The following is a 16,565-nucleotide window of genomic DNA, read 5'->3' on the forward strand; positions in this document are numbered from 1 at the left end:
TCATCATCTTCAACAGCGGTTTCAAAACGAATGCTGTAACCAGCATCTATTTTAGAGTCTTCAATATCTATCACTTCTATAGCACGTTCGCCACCAGCAACTGTTGCGCCTGTGATTGCATCAATATTATGACGTTTTTTTCCATAAAATTGCCACCATTCTTCAACCGTATTGTACCACTCATCGTCATCACCTTTTACATACAAGGTTTTTTCATAAGCGCCTTCTGGATTGATTAACGAAATCACAATGTAAGCGCCTTCTCCTGTATAATTCGTCATTTGAATCATACACTTATACTTGGTAGATTCTGTTAAGGTTGTAAAGGATACTAATCCTAAAACTAAAATGCTTAAAAGGGTTATATATTTTAATTTCATTTTACTTCTTATTTAAGAATTTAATTGAAACATTGTTCTTTTTTAGTAGCTCATTTTCTGAAGCTAAATCGTAAGCTGTTTCATCAAAATCGGTAGTGATAGTTTTATCAGCGCCTTGTTCTAAAAGAAATTTTAAAATGCTATCATCTTTTGCAGTCATTGCAGCTAATAACAAAGCTGTATTTCCTTCTTTGTTTTTAGCATTGATATCTTGACCAAATTCAGTAGCCATGTTTAAAAGCTCTATACTGTTTTTTTCAACAGCTAAATGATACCAAGTGTTTCCATTTTTTTGAGGCACTTTTAGGTCTAAACCAGCTGCTTTTAAAAGTTCTAATTTTTTTGTAAAACTATCTTTATTTTTGTTATAATAGCCATTTACCGCATAGTAAACCAAATTGTTTCCATTTGCATCTGTTTGAGTTGCATTGGCTCCTTTTTCAATCAAGAAACTAACAGTATCTGCCTTATTGCCTTGTACAGCTAGCATTAAAGCTGATTCTCCCTTTTTATTTACTTTGTTTACATTTTTAACATCATCAAACAATAGCTCAACAATGCTAAAATCATTTCTAGATGTCGCGTTTAAAAACGGCGTGTTACCGTTGTGGTCTTCATCATTTACAGTTAAGCCTTTATCTAAAAAGTATTTGATGATTGCTTTATCTTTTGATCTTGCTGCTAGTATATGTAACGGCGTAACACCTTCGTGATTTGTTACTTTTGGGTTTAATCCTACTTGCTCTAAAAACTCATAAACCTCTAAACCGTTTGTTTTTCCTCGAGTTCCATAAGCTGCAAATACAAAAGCTTGATTACTACCCTTTATTCCCTTTTCGATAAGCCTTTTCATTAAATAGATGTTGCCAGTTTTGGCTACATAATTAAAGGCATCATTACCATGAGCATCTGTACTTTTTAAATCTAATCCTTTTGATACAAAAAAATCTATTAATTCAAAATCAGTATTATAAGGAGCAGACAATAATAAAGCATTTGCTCCATCAGGATTTAAATCTGTTTTTAGGTTTGCACCATTTGCGATACAAAGTTCGTACACATCTAAATTTTGTTGCCCTGTAGAAGCAGCAAAATTTAAAATAGTATTTCCTTTATCATCTTTTAAATCTGTTTTAGCTCCTTGTTTTAAAAGATATTCCATTAACTCAACATTGCCTTTGTATGCTGCCCAAAAAATATACGTTCTACCATCGTGAGTTAATTTGTTAGCATCGTTTCCTTCTTGAGATTGAAGGTGAATAATGGTTTCTAATGGTGCGTTTTGTAAAATCGCATACACTACACCATCAAAATTATTGCTGTTGGCTTCAGCAGGATTGTTTCCTTCTTCAATTTTTTGGTCTATGATTTCTGGTGTTGGTTTTGTATTCCAAAAATCACGACTTAAAAAAATATTGTCCTGTGAAAATCCTTGTAAGCCAATCAGCATGGCTAATACAAGGATTTTTAGTTTGAAATTTTTCATTTTATTTCTTTACAAATGATTCAATTAGCGGATTGATTTCATCTGCTGTTTTATAGTTTTCCTCATCAAACAAATACTTAAAAAGCACTTTGTTATCTACTTTTTCTTCAAGAGATAAGTCTTTATTTCTAGCAAAAACCTCATCCCATTTAGCACGTACAATAGCCCATTTTGCTTGGTTTTCTTTCCAGTAGTCTTGAGCTGCTTTACATTTGCTGTCTTCTACTTTTACATAAGTATTATAACCCTTTTCTTGAGCTAATACGATATCTTTTTTACCGTTTTCACGAATAACTTTATCATTATCTTGATCGTGAATCCAACCGTTATCAACGATTTCATGACGGTTGCTTCTTACAGTAACGTTATAGTCGCTACGCTTTGTGTATTCACGTCTTGGTAGTGGTGCAGATGTTGTGCTCTCCCAGTAGCTTTTACCATCAACATGCACCCAAGAAGCAGATCCTTCATAACGAGGACTATCATCTACTTGAAATACTTTTTGTGACCACTGACCTTTTACTTTATCTTTTGGAAGACTTACATAAGTCCAGTTATTATCATGGTTATACTCGTATAAATCTGTGTTTTGGTATTCCCAATCTTGTCTCCAGTGCTTTACGATATATGGGTGTTCTTTAGAACCAACAATTAGTAAGTGTTGCATTGAGATTTTGTCTTTGCTGTCTTCTACCAATTGTACCCACTCTAAACCTTTATCATGTTTTACTTTTGATGGTATATAAGTAGAATCTTCAGAATATTCGAAAGTTTCAGCAAAGTTAAAAGTCACTTCATAACAACCACACATATCTTTAATGGCTTTTTGATCTTGTTTCTTTTTACTTTGAGCTGTTACGTTTGATAAGAATGCAAGTGCAAGAAATGCTGATAGAACTATTTGTTTCATTTTTAAGGTTTTGATTTGTGTTTATAAAAAAAATTGAAAAATACCATTCTTATTTAGACTGATTTAAAATAAGATTATATATTTGCAGCAAATTTAATCAAGAATGAGTCTAAATAAAAACAAAATCCTCATTTATTTTACATTTTTTTTCTGCTCACTTGCTTTTAGTCAAGTAAAAGAAAAAGATTCTAGTAAAACCGAGCAGCTTAATGAGGTTGTTGTTACTGGTCAATATAATCCGCAGTCTATTAAAAAATCTGTGCATAATGTTATCGTTATCAAACGTGAACAAATAGAAAATCAAGCAGCTAATAACCTTGCAGACCTATTAAATTTTAATCTTAATCTAACCGTTATTGGAAACTCACAAACTGGAAAATCTAGTGTTGAACTTTTTGGTTTAGATGGGCAATATTTTAGTGTTTTAATTGATAATGTACCTGTGGTTAGTGATCAAGGTTTAGGAAACAATATTGATTTAACACAAATAAATTTGGATGATGTTGAACGTATAGAAATTGTTGAGGGAGCAATGGGCGTTGAATATGGTGCTAATGCATTTTCTGGTGTAATAAACATCATCACAAAAAAAAACATAGAAACCGATTGGAAAATACAAGCAATTGTTCAAGAAGAAACAGCTAGTGATGAATATTCTTGGTTTGAAGAAGGCAAACATATTCAAGGTTTAAACATTGGACATAATTTTAACGAAAAATGGTTTGCAAGAGTAGGTGTTAACAGAAATCAGTTTGCTGGTTTTTATAACAATAGAGAAGGAAAAGACTACTACATAAATGATGGAGCTCGTGGTTATGAATGGTTGCCAAAAACGCAAATCACTAGTAGCGCTATGGTAAACTATAATGCAGAAAACTTTAAGCTTAATTACAGATTTGAATACTTTAATGAAGACTTAAGATTTTATAATCAAGAAGTTCGCCCTAATATAGATATTCAATCTCAAACAAGCAATCCTTCTGCAACTGATAGAATTTACAAAACAAATAGGTTTGTAAATAATTTGAATTTAAATGGTATTCTAAAGTCTGGTATGGATTACAGCGCTTCTTTTTCATACCAAAAACAAAAAAGAGGATTAAACGAATTTAACTATTACATCATAACCAAGGATAAAAACAGAGAAACCGATGAAGTTTATCAATCTACTGAAGCTTATTTCTCTAAAGGAACTGTTTCTAACTTAATAAAAAGTAAAAAATTCAACGTTCAAATGGGGTATGAAGGTATTCATACCGTAGGTTTTGACACACAGGCCACTGGAGCTTATTCAGGTGGAGCCAGAACTAACAAACTAACAAATTTAGCTTTATTTGCATCTCCTGAATACAACTTTACAGATGCATTTTCTATACGACCTGGCGTTCGTTATGAATATAATTCTAAATACCACTCTAATATTACAGCAAGCTTAAGTTCTCGCTACTTAATGCGTCACGGATTTGAACTTAGAGTAAATGTAGGTAGTGCTTATAGAACACCTAATTTTCAAGAACTTTATCTATATTTTGTAGACTCAAACCATGATGTAAGAGGAAATGAAAACCTAGACCCAGAAAGTGGCTACACAGCATTTGTAAATTTAAAAAAGACAAGCTGGTTTAATGACTCTAACGCTTCATTAGTTAACAATATAAAATTGAGCTATGTTAATCTTGATGATAAAATTGAGAATGTTATAATAAACACACTTCCATTACAATATCAATACTTAAACATAGATAAGTATAAACTTATTGCCTTTACTTCAGAAAACTCGTTTAAAACTAATAACTGGAATTTTCATTTAGGCGGTACATTTCAAGGGCGCTCTAGAACTTACTCAAAAGAAGTAAATAATGATGATAGTTTCTTATTCTCATATCAATTAAACGCGCGTACAACGTACCATTTCGAAAAAATAGGAATGCATGTTAGTGCGTTATTTAAGTACCAAGGTTCTATTGATAGATATGCTGCTACAGGAGAAACAGATGATCTAGGCAACAATCTTTTTGCAAAGGAAACCATAGATGGTTACGGATGGTTAGACGCCTCTGTAAAAAAATCATTTTTCAACAAATCTTTAATAGCTACTATCGGAGCTAGAAACTTGTTAGACATCACAAATGTTGATGTTAGCAATGTAAACTCTGGAGCAATTCATTCTACTGGAAATCAATCATTGCTTCTTGGTTACGGACGTTCTTATTATTTAAAACTAGTATATAATCTTAATTTTTAAAATTCATAATAATTATGACAAACAAATTTTTTAATCTTATGTTTTTAGCTGCTGCTTTAGTATTTACAAGCTGCAGTAGTGATGATGATGCATTACCATTAGGGCCTATTTCGGTTGTTATTGAAGGTGCAGATGTAGCTCCAGAAGTTGGAGGACCTAACCAACAAAATCAGGTATATGTTGATTTAAGCACAAACACTACAACAAGCGTACAACGTGACTCTTGGGATTTAGGATTTTATTCAGGTTCTGACTTTAGAGTAGTAATTAACGGTTCTATATATATGGCTACTGCTGCATTATCTACTACAGATATTGATGCTGTAAACTCTAGTGATTCTGAAGTACAATCATTACAACCTCAAGTTGCTGTTGGAACTTTCCAAGCTTCAAGTGCAAATTACATCGATGCTCCTAATGGAGATTTATCAGAAACAGCTATTGCTGAAGTTTCTAGTACAGATGCAAACAACGCTGTTTACCTTGTAAACCTTGGTTTTGAAGTAGGTACTGCTGCTGCTGAAACTGGAAGTGTTGAAGTATCAGGAGATGCTAGAGGTTGGATGAAAATACGTGTATTAAGAGATGGAGATAACTATGTATTACAATACGCAGATTTAGATGCAACAACTCACGAAGAAGTTACAATATCTAAAAACAGTGATTACAACTTTACATTCTTTAGCTTTAATACTAATAGTGAGGTAAATGTAGAGCCATCGGCAAAGAACTGGGACTTAAATTTCACGGTATTTACAAATGAAATTTCTGGTTTCGGAGCTTATGGATACAGTGATTATATTGTAAATAACACTCTTGAAAACGTAGGTGTTTACATGATAAATACAGAGGTTGAAACAGAATTATCTTATGAAAATTTCACTCTTGAAAATGTTGTTAATGCTAACTTTGAGTACAATGACAGAAGAGCTATTGGTAGCGACTGGAGAAATGGTGGTGGCCCAAGTTCAGGTCCTACATTAAAAGAAAACGTATTCTTTATCTTAAACGATACTGATGGAAACCTATATAAAATTAAGTTCTTAGCATTAACTAATGAATCTGGAGAACGTGGTTACCCAGAATTTGTTTATAGCTTATTACAGTAACAATAATTTAAAGTTGATACTTAAAAAAGAGCGTGAATTAAACTACGCTCTTTTTTTTTCACTAAAAAAATAAATTAGAATAATTCTAAATAAAATGAAAAAGCTATACTTTTTATTAATAATATTAACAACATACCTAGGGCATGGACAATGTTTACCAGAGTCTTCTATCAATGAAAATTTTGATGATTGGAATGGTGATATTGATGAATGCTGGGCAATATTAAGTCAAGGAGCAATAATCTATGAAGATAGTGGCAGTATTGTGTTGTACAGTTTTACAGCTCCAAATACACCAACTATGTTAGTTACTCCTGAACTTACAGCAGGCACATACAATTTAGAGTTTGACACCGCTATAATTGCAGGAACTGGCTTACAAGCTCAAGTAGGTACCTTAACCAATAACGGAGATAGTAACACTTTTAATGCTATTGACTCTTTTGATTTATCTACTTCTAACTCTCACAGCCTAGAAGTTACTGTAAATGAAGGCGAGTTTTTGGCGATAAATGGTATAATGCCTGCTAATCACAATGCATTATCTATAGACAATCTTATTTTAACTGCTGTCCCAACGGCTCTATTTTCAGAAATATCAACTGTTGTTAGCAATTACTGGTACATTGCTTCTGATTGGGCTGACATAGACAATGATGGTCAATTAGATCTTGTAATCTCTGGTGCTATTGATAGTGATAATGATGAATTTGCTGATACCAGTAAAATAGATTTTTATAAAAATGTTGACGGAACGTTGTCTCCTATGTCACAAACAAATGTTATCGATTTACATTTAGGTAGTGTTAAATTTATAGACATAGACAACGATGGTGATCAAGACCTAATTACCTCTGGACAAAACTATAACAACATTACGAGCTACCACTTAAACATATACATCAATAACAATGGTACTTTTTCTTTACATCAGCAACTAGATGGAGTCATTTATAGCTCAATTGATACTGGAGACTATGACAATGATGGTGATCTAGATTTACTAACCACTGGTGTAAACAGCACACCTGTGCAAACTACAATTTTTGAAAACGTAAACGGCATTTTTTCTGACATTAATGCCGGACTTCCTGGAGTACAAAACGGAAATTCAGTTTTTGCCGATGTTGATGGTGATGCAGATTTAGATATCCTAATTAACGGATACAATGCCAGCGGAGATAACTTTGCTGCTCTTTACATTAACGACAATGGCTCATATACAGCATCAACCTTACCTTTTAATACTGCTGAAAGCTGGATTGCTCTTGGCGATTATGATAATGATGGCGATTTAGATTTAGCTTATACAGGATATAACGATAATTATGACTATGTAGCTAAAATATACAACAATAATGGCTCTGGTATTTTTACTGATTCAGGATTTACTCTAGAAGGAGTTGGAAACTCAAGTGGAAATAACCCAATAACATGGGGAGATTATGATAATGATGGTGATTTAGACTTGGTATATGCAGGATCAAACAATGATTATGAAGATAAAACGTATTTATACACCAATAATACAACGTCATTTGATTTAGCTTCTGAAGGGTTAATAGACCTAGGTTCTTATGCTAATCTTACTTTTATAGATTTAGACGGTGACAATGATTTAGATTTTACAATATCTGGAGGTTCTGATGCTGATGGCTATGTGGGTAGAACGCGTTTTTTTGAGAACAACATAACTGTCGTTAATGCAGCTCCTAACGCTCCATCAAATTTAATGAGTATTGTAAATACAGATAACTCTATTACTTTTAATTGGGATGCACCTTCAGATGACTTTACACCAGGTAATGGCCTTTTTTATATATTAACTATTGGCACAACCGAAAACGGGAGCGACATAGCTTCTTACCCTGTTTATGGCACCACTTGGACCATTAATAACCTAGATGATTCTACAAACTATTATTGGTCTGTAAGCGCAGTAGACACTGCTTTTGTAGCCTCTGAAAACACTACTACTCAAACCTTAAGTATTGAAGCTTATGAGTTGATAACTAATATCACGGTATATCCAGTACCATCAACGAGCAAAAACGTTACTGTAGTATTGCCACAAATGCTTCAAGCTAATAATGAAATACGTGTTGAAATTTACAGCACGTTAGGTCAGTCAGTTTATTCAAATACAATAAACCATACAACATCGCTAAACCTATCTAATTTAAATAGTGGCACTTATTTAATGACGATAACTAGCGATAGCTTACAAACAACAAAAAAAATAATTCTGCTTTAATTATTTATATTTTTTTAGTTCAAAATAAAAGAGCCGCTCTAAAGCGGCTCTTTTAATATTCTATGTTTTTTAGTTTTAAAAGGTTACAAAGGTCATAATGTTAAACTGATCTCTGCTGCTTTTCTCAAAAAACTGATTCATATAACCAGCTTCTATCTTTACGTTTTTACTCACTTGATATCCTAAACCTCCGTAGGTTCTATTTCTATCAAAAACCTCACTTTCTGTGTTTAAAAAAATCTCATTGTATCCTGATAGATAGTACTTACTTGTTTTACTAAAAGGTATGTTTATACCTAAAAAGTAACGAAATCTCATTTTAAAATCACTTTCTACAAAACGTTGTTCAAAGCGGTATCTGTGATTTAGTTTTACGGTTCCTAACTGTTGCTTTGATATAAATTGCTGATAAATTCTGTGTTCATTTACAGATTCTTTATTATCTGTATTTGCTATATAGTTTTCAGACAAAATATAACCGTATCCTAACAAAACATTAGCTTTTCCTTCATTAAAAGTGTAGCCTAATCCTGTTCGTAATAACAGCTGTTCTAAATCTCCAATGGCATTATAATTTCTATATTGTACTTCGTGATGAATGTTCCATTTGGAATTTATTTTTTTGTTTCCAAAATAAATAAGCCAATTACCAAAATCACTGCTTTGAGCATGTAAAAAGCCAGGTAGTGCAAACACAAGTGTGAGCACCACCAAACTTATTTGCTTTTTCATAAATTACCGTGTTACTCTATTAATAAAATGTAACAGATCCAGAATTTATGTCGTACATAGCACCAACAATCATAATCTCACCATTCTTTTCCATTTCAGATAAAATTGGACTTTCTTGGTGAATTCTTTCAATTGTTAATTCAACATTCTTTTTTGATACTGTATCTACAAACTCAAGATTTTTAGAGTTTCTTAAGTTTTCGTCTTGAGGTTCACTTACAGCGTTTACAGCTGGAGTTATTTTCTCTATTAGCTTTGTAAGGTTACCCATTTCTGCGTGGTCACAAGCTCCTTTTATAGCACCACAACTTGTGTGTCCTAACACTACAATTAGTTTTGTTCCTGCTAGTTTACAAGCAAATTCCATACTACCTAAAATATCTTCGTTTACAAAATTTCCGGCAATACGCACACTAAAAATATCTCCTAATCCTTGATCAAAAACCAATTCTGCTGATACTCTAGAGTCTATACAACTTAAAATAGTTGCAAATGGAAACTGACCTTCACTTGTATCATTTACTTGCTCTAATAAGTTTCTGTTTGCTTTTAAGTTTTTTTGAAATCTTACATTTCCTTCTTTTAAGAATTGTAATGATTTCTCTGGTGTCATTGTTGCTTGTGATTCTTTAGTATGTGCTTTCATAATTTTTATTTTAATATTTTATATAATTAGACTACTACAAACAAGTAGCCTATCTTAATGTTTAAATGTGTATTGTTTAAGTTTTATTTAATATCAAACTTAAGTAAGTTATTTTTTAAAGACAATGTAAAAAGCATCTTTATAATATACCGTTTACAAAGCCATATAGCTTGTGCTATTTAAAATCCGGATTTTGGTTAGTTTATATGCTTAAAAAGCTAACTCAAACTTATATCAGATTTTGGACGTTCTCTAAAAAACTCAATAAAACTTGGTGGGTTTTCTACAATGCCTCGTTTTGAAACAAGCTTGATATCTATATTTCTTTCTCTGGCTTTGAAAAGAAAATCTTCTAGAATCTCTATAATATCATTATCAAGATATCTAGTATTAATAAGATCAATTTCTAAATATGTATTTTCAGGTAAATTATCTAGCTCTTTAAGTATTGCGCCTTTATTAAAAAATGTTACTTCTTCAGCAAGGGTCATTTTCACTCTATTTTTATTATTGTTTTTCTCTTCAATATGTAAAAAGTGTGAATTTTGATAGCTCTTTAAAAGTATTACTACAATACCAACCATAAGCCCTAATCCTATACCAAATAATAAATCAGTAAACACAATACCTACTACTGTTACAATAAAAGGCGCCCATTGTTTCCAACCTAGCTTATACATAGTTTTAAAAAGTGATGGTTTTGCTAATTTGTAACCAACCACTAATAAAATAGCTGCTAATACCGAAAGCGGAATCATATTTAACAATCTAGGAATCAAGATAACTGAAATAAGCAATAAAAACCCGTGAATAATGGTTGATAATTTACTTTTTCCTCCTGATTGAACATTTGCAGAACTTCTAACAATTACTTGAGTTATTGGTAAACCACCTATTAGTCCTGAAATCATGTTTCCTGTTCCTTGAGCTAGTAACTCTCTATTAGTTGGTGTAACGTTTTTATCTGGATCTAATTTATCAGAGGCTTCAACGCATAATAATGTTTCTAAACTTGCTACTAATGCAATAGTAAAAGCCGTTACCCAAACATCCACATTAGTTATTGCTGCAAAGTTTGGAAAACTAAATTGGTTAAAGAAATCTGAAGCACTTTCTGGTGTTGGCACACTTACTAAATGCTTTCCGGCTATAGCAAAAGATCCATCTTTAGTAAAATTATAAAATATTATCCCTAAAACTACAGCAACCAATGGTCCTTGAACAAGTTTAAATATTTTACCTTTTTTAGAAAGCACACGATCCCAAAGTATCAAAATGGCTAAACTAACAATTCCTATTAAGGCAGCACTTGGATGGATATTATTTAAAACAGAAAACAACTCTGATATGGTATTTCCGCCATCTATTTCAAAAAACTCTAAATCCCAAGCTGATTCTTCATCATAACCAAAAAAATTAGGTATCTGTTTTAAAATAATAATAATTCCTATACCGGTAAGCATTCCTTTAATAACAGATGAAGGAAAATAGTAACCTATAACACCTGCCTTTAATACGCCAAAAAGCAATTGAATTGCTCCTCCTAAAACTACAGCAACCAAGAAGTTTTCATAACCTCCTAAACTGCCTATTGCGGTTAATACAATTGCAGCTAAACCAGCTGCAGGACCACTAACGCCAACTTTAGAGCCACTTAAAGCTCCTACAACAATTCCGCCAATAATACCAGCTATTAATCCTGAAAACAGGGGAGCTCCACTGGCAAGAGCAATACCTAAACATAATGGTAAGGCAACAAAAAACACGACTAAACTCGCTGGTAAGTCGCTTTTCAAATTTTTAAACATGAAATAAATTAATTAAAATTAAAAATAAAGTACATGTAATAACTTTATCTGTTAAGGATAAAATTACCACACAAGTGTAAGTTCAATAAAAATTAACCTATTTCTGGAGGAGGAGAAACACACTCTGTTACGTATGGTGTGTAATTTTTTAAGTACGATGTGTAGGATTTTTCTTTTTCTAAATCTAGAAGTGATAAGTAATACTGTTGGTTTTCTAACAGTTTTACTTCAAAAATCTTAACCGTTTCAGAACTATTATTTTCTTCTTCATTAATATTAAAAAAAACAGACGTATCAAATGATTTTTCAACCAAAGAAATCACTGTTGGCGCAGAGATGAACAACGTGAATAAGGTTATAAAAAAAATTGACACTGCTTTTTTAGGCATATCTAATAAAGATTTGAGCTACAAATATACGACTTTGAAAGCTCACTATTTGTGTTAAATAATAATAATTTCTAAAGCGCTTTAATGTCTTGACTTGGTATCCATCCTGATTTGCCATCAGAAAGTTTTATTTTCTTCCAATTATTTACTGTATCAAGTATTTGAACTTTTGTTCCTTCATGAAGTTTGAAGGCTTCTGCACTTCGTAAATTAGGTTCGCTTTTTACTTGACTCTCTTTGGCAAAAACAATGGCTGGATTATTATTGTTTACAAGGTTTTCTTGATGAAATGCTAAACCTAAAGTAATACCTGCAAAAATTAAAAATCCCATTCCTGAAATAAATAGAATTCTTTTTCTTGATGTATTGTAAACAAAATAATACCCTATAAATAGAACAACAAAAAGTACAACACAAACTATTGATGTTATTGCCCAACCATCAAAATTCATAGTACCAGAAATACTGTTTATACTTTTTGAAAAACCAACTTCTGGCACAGTATCTATAGCATCAATGGTCATGTTTCTTGCAAAGGCTATATTATTTTTTATTTCTTGATCATTAGGAGATAACTGCAACGCTTTTTCAAAATAATAAATACTAGGCGCTATGTTATTAAGTTTATAATGCGCATTTCCTAAATTATAATAAAGCGCTGATGAATGCTCTCCGTTTTTTATTATTTCCTCATATTTTGAGATGGCATCTTTATAGTTCCCATTATTGTACAACGTATTTCCTTGTTCAAATAACACACTGTTTTTTTGGGCGTTTACTGAAAACGTAATAACAGCAAATAATATGTAAATGATTTTTTTCATAATATCTTCTTAAACGTTTACTGTATTTGTTTATCTATTGCTGAAATAGTTTTTGCTGCCTTTTCGTAGTCTTGCTCCATTTCCACTTGTGTAATAGGCGTATAACGTGCCAATTCACAGTTTTTTAGAATACTCACAAACTCAACTATTGTAGCTTGACTTACTTGCTTTTCTAATAATAGATTTTGAATTTTATCTTTTGAAAAATCACTAGTCTCAATATGTAATTTTGCTTTCAAGTAATTATGCAATGCTTTTTCTAGAGCCACATAAAAAGCTTCTTTCTGTCCTAATGCCTTTTTAGCTTCGCTTAAATATTTTTTAGCTAATTTATCAGCCTTTCTTATTTTATTACCAAATACATCTGCATCGCGCTCTTGCTTTTTTCTTCTGTATAAAATAGCTAGAGGTATCGCTAATAAAGGCAAAAACATTGCAGACCAAAAGCCTAAAGATCTAAAAAAACGTGGTTTTTTAACAGGCATTAAGTTAGGGTCTGTCTTAACAAAAGCAAACTGATTATTGCTCTCAACAACACGTTGTTTGCTTCCGCTTGTAGAAGTTATATCTTGATTTTCAGAAGTGTTTGTTGGTCCTTCTAAAACTGAAATCACTTGTTCGTCAGAATAAACGGTTTTATAACTTTCTGTTTTTAAATCAAAATAAGAAAATGAAATACTAGGTATTGGATATTTTCCTTTAAACTGTGGTACAACGGTATAACTATCAGAAATACTACCTTGCATACCGTTTAGATTTGTTCTCACGTTTTCTGAATGTTCAGGTTCATAAACCTCTAGAGAACTTGGCATATTTATCTTTGGCAACTCAAAAAGTTTTAAGTTTCCTTTACCAGAAACCTCAACTTTTGCTTGTAAAGATTCTGAAGCGTTTAACTCGCTTTTTGATGTAATTACTTTAAAATCAAACTCACCAACAGCTCCTGTAAAACCTGCTGGTTTTCCTGTTTCTGGTAATGGTTTTACCTTTATAGTTCTGTTTCCTGCTGAAACTGTTTTGTGCACCTGATTTACCAATCTTGATCCAAAAATGTCACGACGATTTGTTGGTACTTCTACTGTAATATCAAGACTTAAAGGTTCAATATCTAGTTTTCCTGTTTTTTGAGGATACAAGACTGTTTTTCTTAAAACTACATAGCGATAATCTTCGCCTTTGTATGTGCCATTCTGAACTTTTAATCCTTTGATATCAATATTCTGACTCCAGAAATCGCTATACTTTGGGTTATCTATTTCTCGCCAATTACTTACACCAGTATTTGGAGACACATATAATTTGTAAACAACCGTTATCGCTTCATTTAGGTACGGATTGGTATTTGATATTTCAGCAACCAGATGAATATTCTCTGAAGCAATATAATCGGCATTATTTCCATCTTTAGGTTTATCAACAGCTTTGGTTACTGTAATGGTAACTGGCGTTGTTTTATAGGTTTCACCATCAATCTCAATAGTAGCTTGCTGTATGGTAAATGTTCCTAGTCTTTTAGGTGCTAAAAAGTAACTGTACGTTTTAGAGAATGATCGTTTTCCATTAATCCAAGAATTACTAACCGATTGATTAGGACCTCCAACAACCATAAAGTTGTTAAAACTTGGCGGATTAAAATTATCGCCATCCTTATTCATTTCAAAATCTACACGTAAACGCTCATTTACGCCTAAACGTTTCTTACTTACTTTTGCTTCAAACTTAATTTGAGCAGAGGCTATACTTGTTGCAAGTATTATTAATGATATTGATATGTATTTAAAGATTTTCAGCATGTTTGTTTACCAATCTTTGTCTGTTTGTACTTTGACTCCTTTTTGCTTTTCAGCATTTATTTTTTCTTGAACTTTCTCTTCTTGATTGTTCATGGCTTCAAGCAAGTTTTTTATTTGTTGCGGTGATAACTGTCCTGGCTGTTGCTGTGGTTTTTGTTGTTCTTTCTTCTCATTATCGCCTTCTTTACCTTGATCTTGCTTGTCATCTTTAGGCTCTCCTTTATCATCTTCTTGGTCTTCACCATCTTTTTTATCTTGATCGCCTTCGTCTTTGTTATCTTCTTTATTATCGCCTTCTTTGTCTTTCTGATCTTCTTGATCTTTATTCTCGTCTTTGTTTTCTTGATCTTCGTTTTGATCCTGATTTTGATCTTGTTGATCTTCTTGTTGTTCAGCACATTCTTTTGCTAAACCTAAATTGTAACGTGTTTCTTCATCTGAAGGATTATTACGCAATGCATTTTTATAAGCTTCTACAGCTTCTTTACACTTTTTGTTTTGCATTAAGATATTACCAATATTGTGATATGCTTTGTGCTTATTTTCTTTGTTTGTAGCATTTTTTGCGGCTTGTGTTAAGCGATAAAGCGCTTCGTCTAGATTTCCTTTTTTGTAATAAGATGTTCCTAGATTATATGCGCCTGCAACATTGGTTTCTTGACTAGAAATGGCTTTTCTGTAATCCATTTCAGCTGCAATATAATCTTCTGAATTTGCTTTTTCGTTACCTTGGTACACATAATCGTTGGCTTTTTGCATAGCCAGCAATTCTTGCTCTTCTTTTTCTTGAGAAAAAGAAACGATTGTTACAAAGGTTAGTATGATTGTAAATAGGTATTTCATGTTCATTTTATTGCAAATAGCAAGTTATAAAACCCTGATTTTTTGTTCGTTAAAAAATTTATAAAATTCAACTGTTTTTGTCTATAAAAGCTGGATTTTAGCGTAAAACTATAGGTTTTCGTTAAATAAATTCAACTTTTTAAGCCAAGCTGTTTTTCTTTCTAGCAAGAAAATATCTATAAAAAGGAAGAAAAGAGCAAGTCCTAAAAACCATTGAAACTGATCTTTAAAATCTGCAAATTGTTTGGCTTCAAACTCCTTTTTATCCATTTTATTTAAAATATCTCTTATGCTTTCAACAACGCTGTTTGTGCTTCTTCCGTTTACGTAAGCACCATTTGCAGCATCTGCGATGTTTTTTAGTGTTTCTTCGTTTAGTCGGGTGATAACAGTTTCTCCTTGATTGTCTTTTTTATAGTTTAAAACAACACCGTTTCTTTTTATTGGAATTGGTCCTCCTTTTACATCACCAACACCTATTGTAAAAATTCTGATGCCTTCTTCACTAGCTTCTTCAGCTACACTTGCTGCTGCTTCACTATGGTCTTCGCCGTCAGAAATAATAATTAACACACGATTTGTTTGCTCATCATCATTGTAATAGGTTTTGGCTAGCTCTATGGCTTCGTTTATAGCAGTTCCTTGTGATGATAGCATATCTGTATTCATGTTTTGAAGGAACATTTTAGCCGAGGCATAATCAGTAGTAATTGGTAATTGTGGAAATGCTTTTCCTGCATAAGCTATAATTCCTACGCGGTCACTAGCTAAATTATTAATGATTTGCGTAACAAGTTGTTTTGATTTTTCTAGTCGGTTAGGAGCAATATCTTCGGCTAGCATACTTTTAGATACATCTATAGCAAAGACAACATCTACACCTTCGCGCTTAACGGTTTCTAGCTTTGTTCCTATTTTAGGATTTACTAGTGCTATTGCTAAACATGCAAATGCCAATGACAATACAATGACCTTTAAAACAGATTTAAACAGTGATTGATCTGGACTTAATTTTTTAAGTAAGGTTTTGTCTGCAAAACGCTTTTGTGTTTTGTGTTTCCATAATTGAAGCAACAAAAAGCAAAGTATAATTGCTGGTATAACCAACAACATCCAAAACCATATTTTTTCTTCTAATTGATACAT

General features: G+C 32.3%; 14 protein-coding genes. 3 read left to right on the forward strand and 11 right to left on the reverse strand.

Going from position 1 to position 16,565, the window contains the following annotated elements:
* The 3 genes from ACN5J3_RS00005 to ACN5J3_RS00015 form a co-directional block, all read right to left on the reverse strand.
* On the reverse strand, window positions 1-380 hold a 380-nt coding region (locus ACN5J3_RS00005; RefSeq protein ID WP_418510318.1), incomplete at its 3' end, for a DUF2271 domain-containing protein.
* 1 nt (window position 381) lies between these two features.
* A complete protein-coding gene (locus ACN5J3_RS00010; RefSeq protein WP_418510319.1) occupies window positions 382-1,866 on the reverse strand; it encodes an ankyrin repeat domain-containing protein in 1,485 nt (494 codons plus the stop codon).
* Between the two features lies 1 nt (window position 1,867).
* Window positions 1,868-2,776, reverse strand: a complete 909-nt coding sequence (locus tag ACN5J3_RS00015) for a DUF6607 family protein (protein WP_417290484.1) — start codon at window positions 2,774-2,776, stop codon at window positions 1,868-1,870.
* 103 nt (window positions 2,777-2,879) lie between these two features.
* Between ACN5J3_RS00015 and ACN5J3_RS00020 the strand changes: the two genes are divergently transcribed.
* The 3 genes from ACN5J3_RS00020 to ACN5J3_RS00030 all read left to right on the forward strand — a co-directional run bounded on the left by ACN5J3_RS00020 (window position 2,880) and on the right by ACN5J3_RS00030 (window position 8,384).
* Entirely contained in the window at window positions 2,880-5,021 is a 2,142-nt protein-coding gene (locus ACN5J3_RS00020; RefSeq protein ID WP_418510320.1) for a TonB-dependent receptor plug domain-containing protein, read from the forward strand.
* Between the two features lie 14 nt (window positions 5,022-5,035).
* Complete coding sequence (locus ACN5J3_RS00025; protein WP_417290482.1) at window positions 5,036-6,130, forward strand: HmuY family protein; 1,095 nt, start codon at window positions 5,036-5,038, stop codon at window positions 6,128-6,130.
* A gap of 94 nt (window positions 6,131-6,224) precedes the next feature.
* Complete coding sequence (locus tag ACN5J3_RS00030) at window positions 6,225-8,384, forward strand: FG-GAP-like repeat-containing protein (protein WP_418510321.1); 2,160 nt, start codon at window positions 6,225-6,227, stop codon at window positions 8,382-8,384.
* 75 nt (window positions 8,385-8,459) lie between these two features.
* On the opposite strand, the gene ACN5J3_RS00035 is transcribed toward ACN5J3_RS00030, so the two are convergent.
* From ACN5J3_RS00035 to ACN5J3_RS00070, 8 genes are all read right to left on the reverse strand, one after another.
* Window positions 8,460-9,116: a DUF2490 domain-containing protein gene (locus ACN5J3_RS00035; protein WP_418510322.1), complete on the reverse strand. Its 657-nt coding sequence runs from the start codon at window positions 9,114-9,116 to the stop codon at window positions 8,460-8,462.
* Between the two features lie 19 nt (window positions 9,117-9,135).
* Complete coding sequence (locus ACN5J3_RS00040) at window positions 9,136-9,762, reverse strand: carbonic anhydrase family protein (RefSeq protein ID WP_417290479.1); 627 nt, start codon at window positions 9,760-9,762, stop codon at window positions 9,136-9,138.
* Between the two features lie 218 nt (window positions 9,763-9,980).
* A complete protein-coding gene (locus tag ACN5J3_RS00045; RefSeq protein WP_418510323.1) occupies window positions 9,981-11,570 on the reverse strand; it encodes a SulP family inorganic anion transporter in 1,590 nt (529 codons plus the stop codon).
* Between the two features lie 92 nt (window positions 11,571-11,662).
* Window positions 11,663-11,959 (reverse strand): hypothetical protein, encoded by a 297-nt coding sequence (locus tag ACN5J3_RS00050; RefSeq protein ID WP_417290477.1) that lies wholly within the window; start codon window positions 11,957-11,959, stop codon window positions 11,663-11,665.
* Between the two features lie 71 nt (window positions 11,960-12,030).
* Complete coding sequence (locus ACN5J3_RS00055) at window positions 12,031-12,783, reverse strand: tetratricopeptide repeat protein (RefSeq protein WP_418510324.1); 753 nt, start codon at window positions 12,781-12,783, stop codon at window positions 12,031-12,033.
* A 17-nt stretch (window positions 12,784-12,800) separates the two neighbouring features.
* On the reverse strand, window positions 12,801-14,573 hold the full coding sequence (locus ACN5J3_RS00060; protein ID WP_418508924.1) for a BatD family protein: 1,773 nt from the start codon (window positions 14,571-14,573) through the stop codon (window positions 12,801-12,803).
* Between the two features lie 9 nt (window positions 14,574-14,582).
* Window positions 14,583-15,419 carry a tetratricopeptide repeat protein gene (locus tag ACN5J3_RS00065; protein WP_344726760.1) on the reverse strand — a complete coding sequence of 279 codons (837 nt, stop codon included), beginning with the start codon at window positions 15,417-15,419 and terminating at the stop codon, window positions 14,583-14,585.
* Between the two features lie 108 nt (window positions 15,420-15,527).
* Window positions 15,528-16,565, reverse strand: coding sequence for a vWA domain-containing protein (locus ACN5J3_RS00070; protein WP_418510325.1), 1,038 nt, complete (start codon window positions 16,563-16,565; stop codon window positions 15,528-15,530).

Origin of the sequence: Corallibacter sp. (assembly GCF_048381695.1) — a bacterium.
GTDB classification, from domain to species: Bacteria; Bacteroidota; Bacteroidia; order Flavobacteriales; family Flavobacteriaceae; genus Corallibacter; species Corallibacter vietnamensis.

What these genes read in the sequence shown, in the direction of transcription:
- ACN5J3_RS00010 (WP_418510319.1), bottom strand. Translation starts at nt 1,866, where the DNA reads ATGAAAAATTTCAAACTAAAAATCCTTGTATTAGCCATGCTGATTGGC.
- ACN5J3_RS00015 (WP_417290484.1), bottom strand. Translation starts at nt 2,776, where the DNA reads ATGAAACAAATAGTTCTATCAGCATTTCTTGCACTTGCATTCTTATCA.
- ACN5J3_RS00020 (WP_418510320.1), top strand. Translation starts at nt 2,880, where the DNA reads ATGAGTCTAAATAAAAACAAAATCCTCATTTATTTTACATTTTTTTTC.
- ACN5J3_RS00025 (WP_417290482.1), top strand. Translation starts at nt 5,036, where the DNA reads ATGACAAACAAATTTTTTAATCTTATGTTTTTAGCTGCTGCTTTAGTA.
- ACN5J3_RS00030 (WP_418510321.1), top strand. Translation starts at nt 6,225, where the DNA reads ATGAAAAAGCTATACTTTTTATTAATAATATTAACAACATACCTAGGG.
- ACN5J3_RS00035 (WP_418510322.1), bottom strand. Translation starts at nt 9,116, where the DNA reads ATGAAAAAGCAAATAAGTTTGGTGGTGCTCACACTTGTGTTTGCACTA.
- ACN5J3_RS00040 (WP_417290479.1), bottom strand. Translation starts at nt 9,762, where the DNA reads ATGAAAGCACATACTAAAGAATCACAAGCAACAATGACACCAGAGAAA.
- ACN5J3_RS00045 (WP_418510323.1), bottom strand. Translation starts at nt 11,570, where the DNA reads ATGTTTAAAAATTTGAAAAGCGACTTACCAGCGAGTTTAGTCGTGTTT.
- ACN5J3_RS00050 (WP_417290477.1), bottom strand. Translation starts at nt 11,959, where the DNA reads ATGCCTAAAAAAGCAGTGTCAATTTTTTTTATAACCTTATTCACGTTG.
- ACN5J3_RS00055 (WP_418510324.1), bottom strand. Translation starts at nt 12,783, where the DNA reads ATGAAAAAAATCATTTACATATTATTTGCTGTTATTACGTTTTCAGTA.
- ACN5J3_RS00065 (WP_344726760.1), bottom strand. Translation starts at nt 15,419, where the DNA reads ATGAAATACCTATTTACAATCATACTAACCTTTGTAACAATCGTTTCT.
- ACN5J3_RS00070 (WP_418510325.1), bottom strand. Translation starts at nt 16,565, where the DNA reads ATGTATCAATTAGAAGAAAAAATATGGTTTTGGATGTTGTTGGTTATA.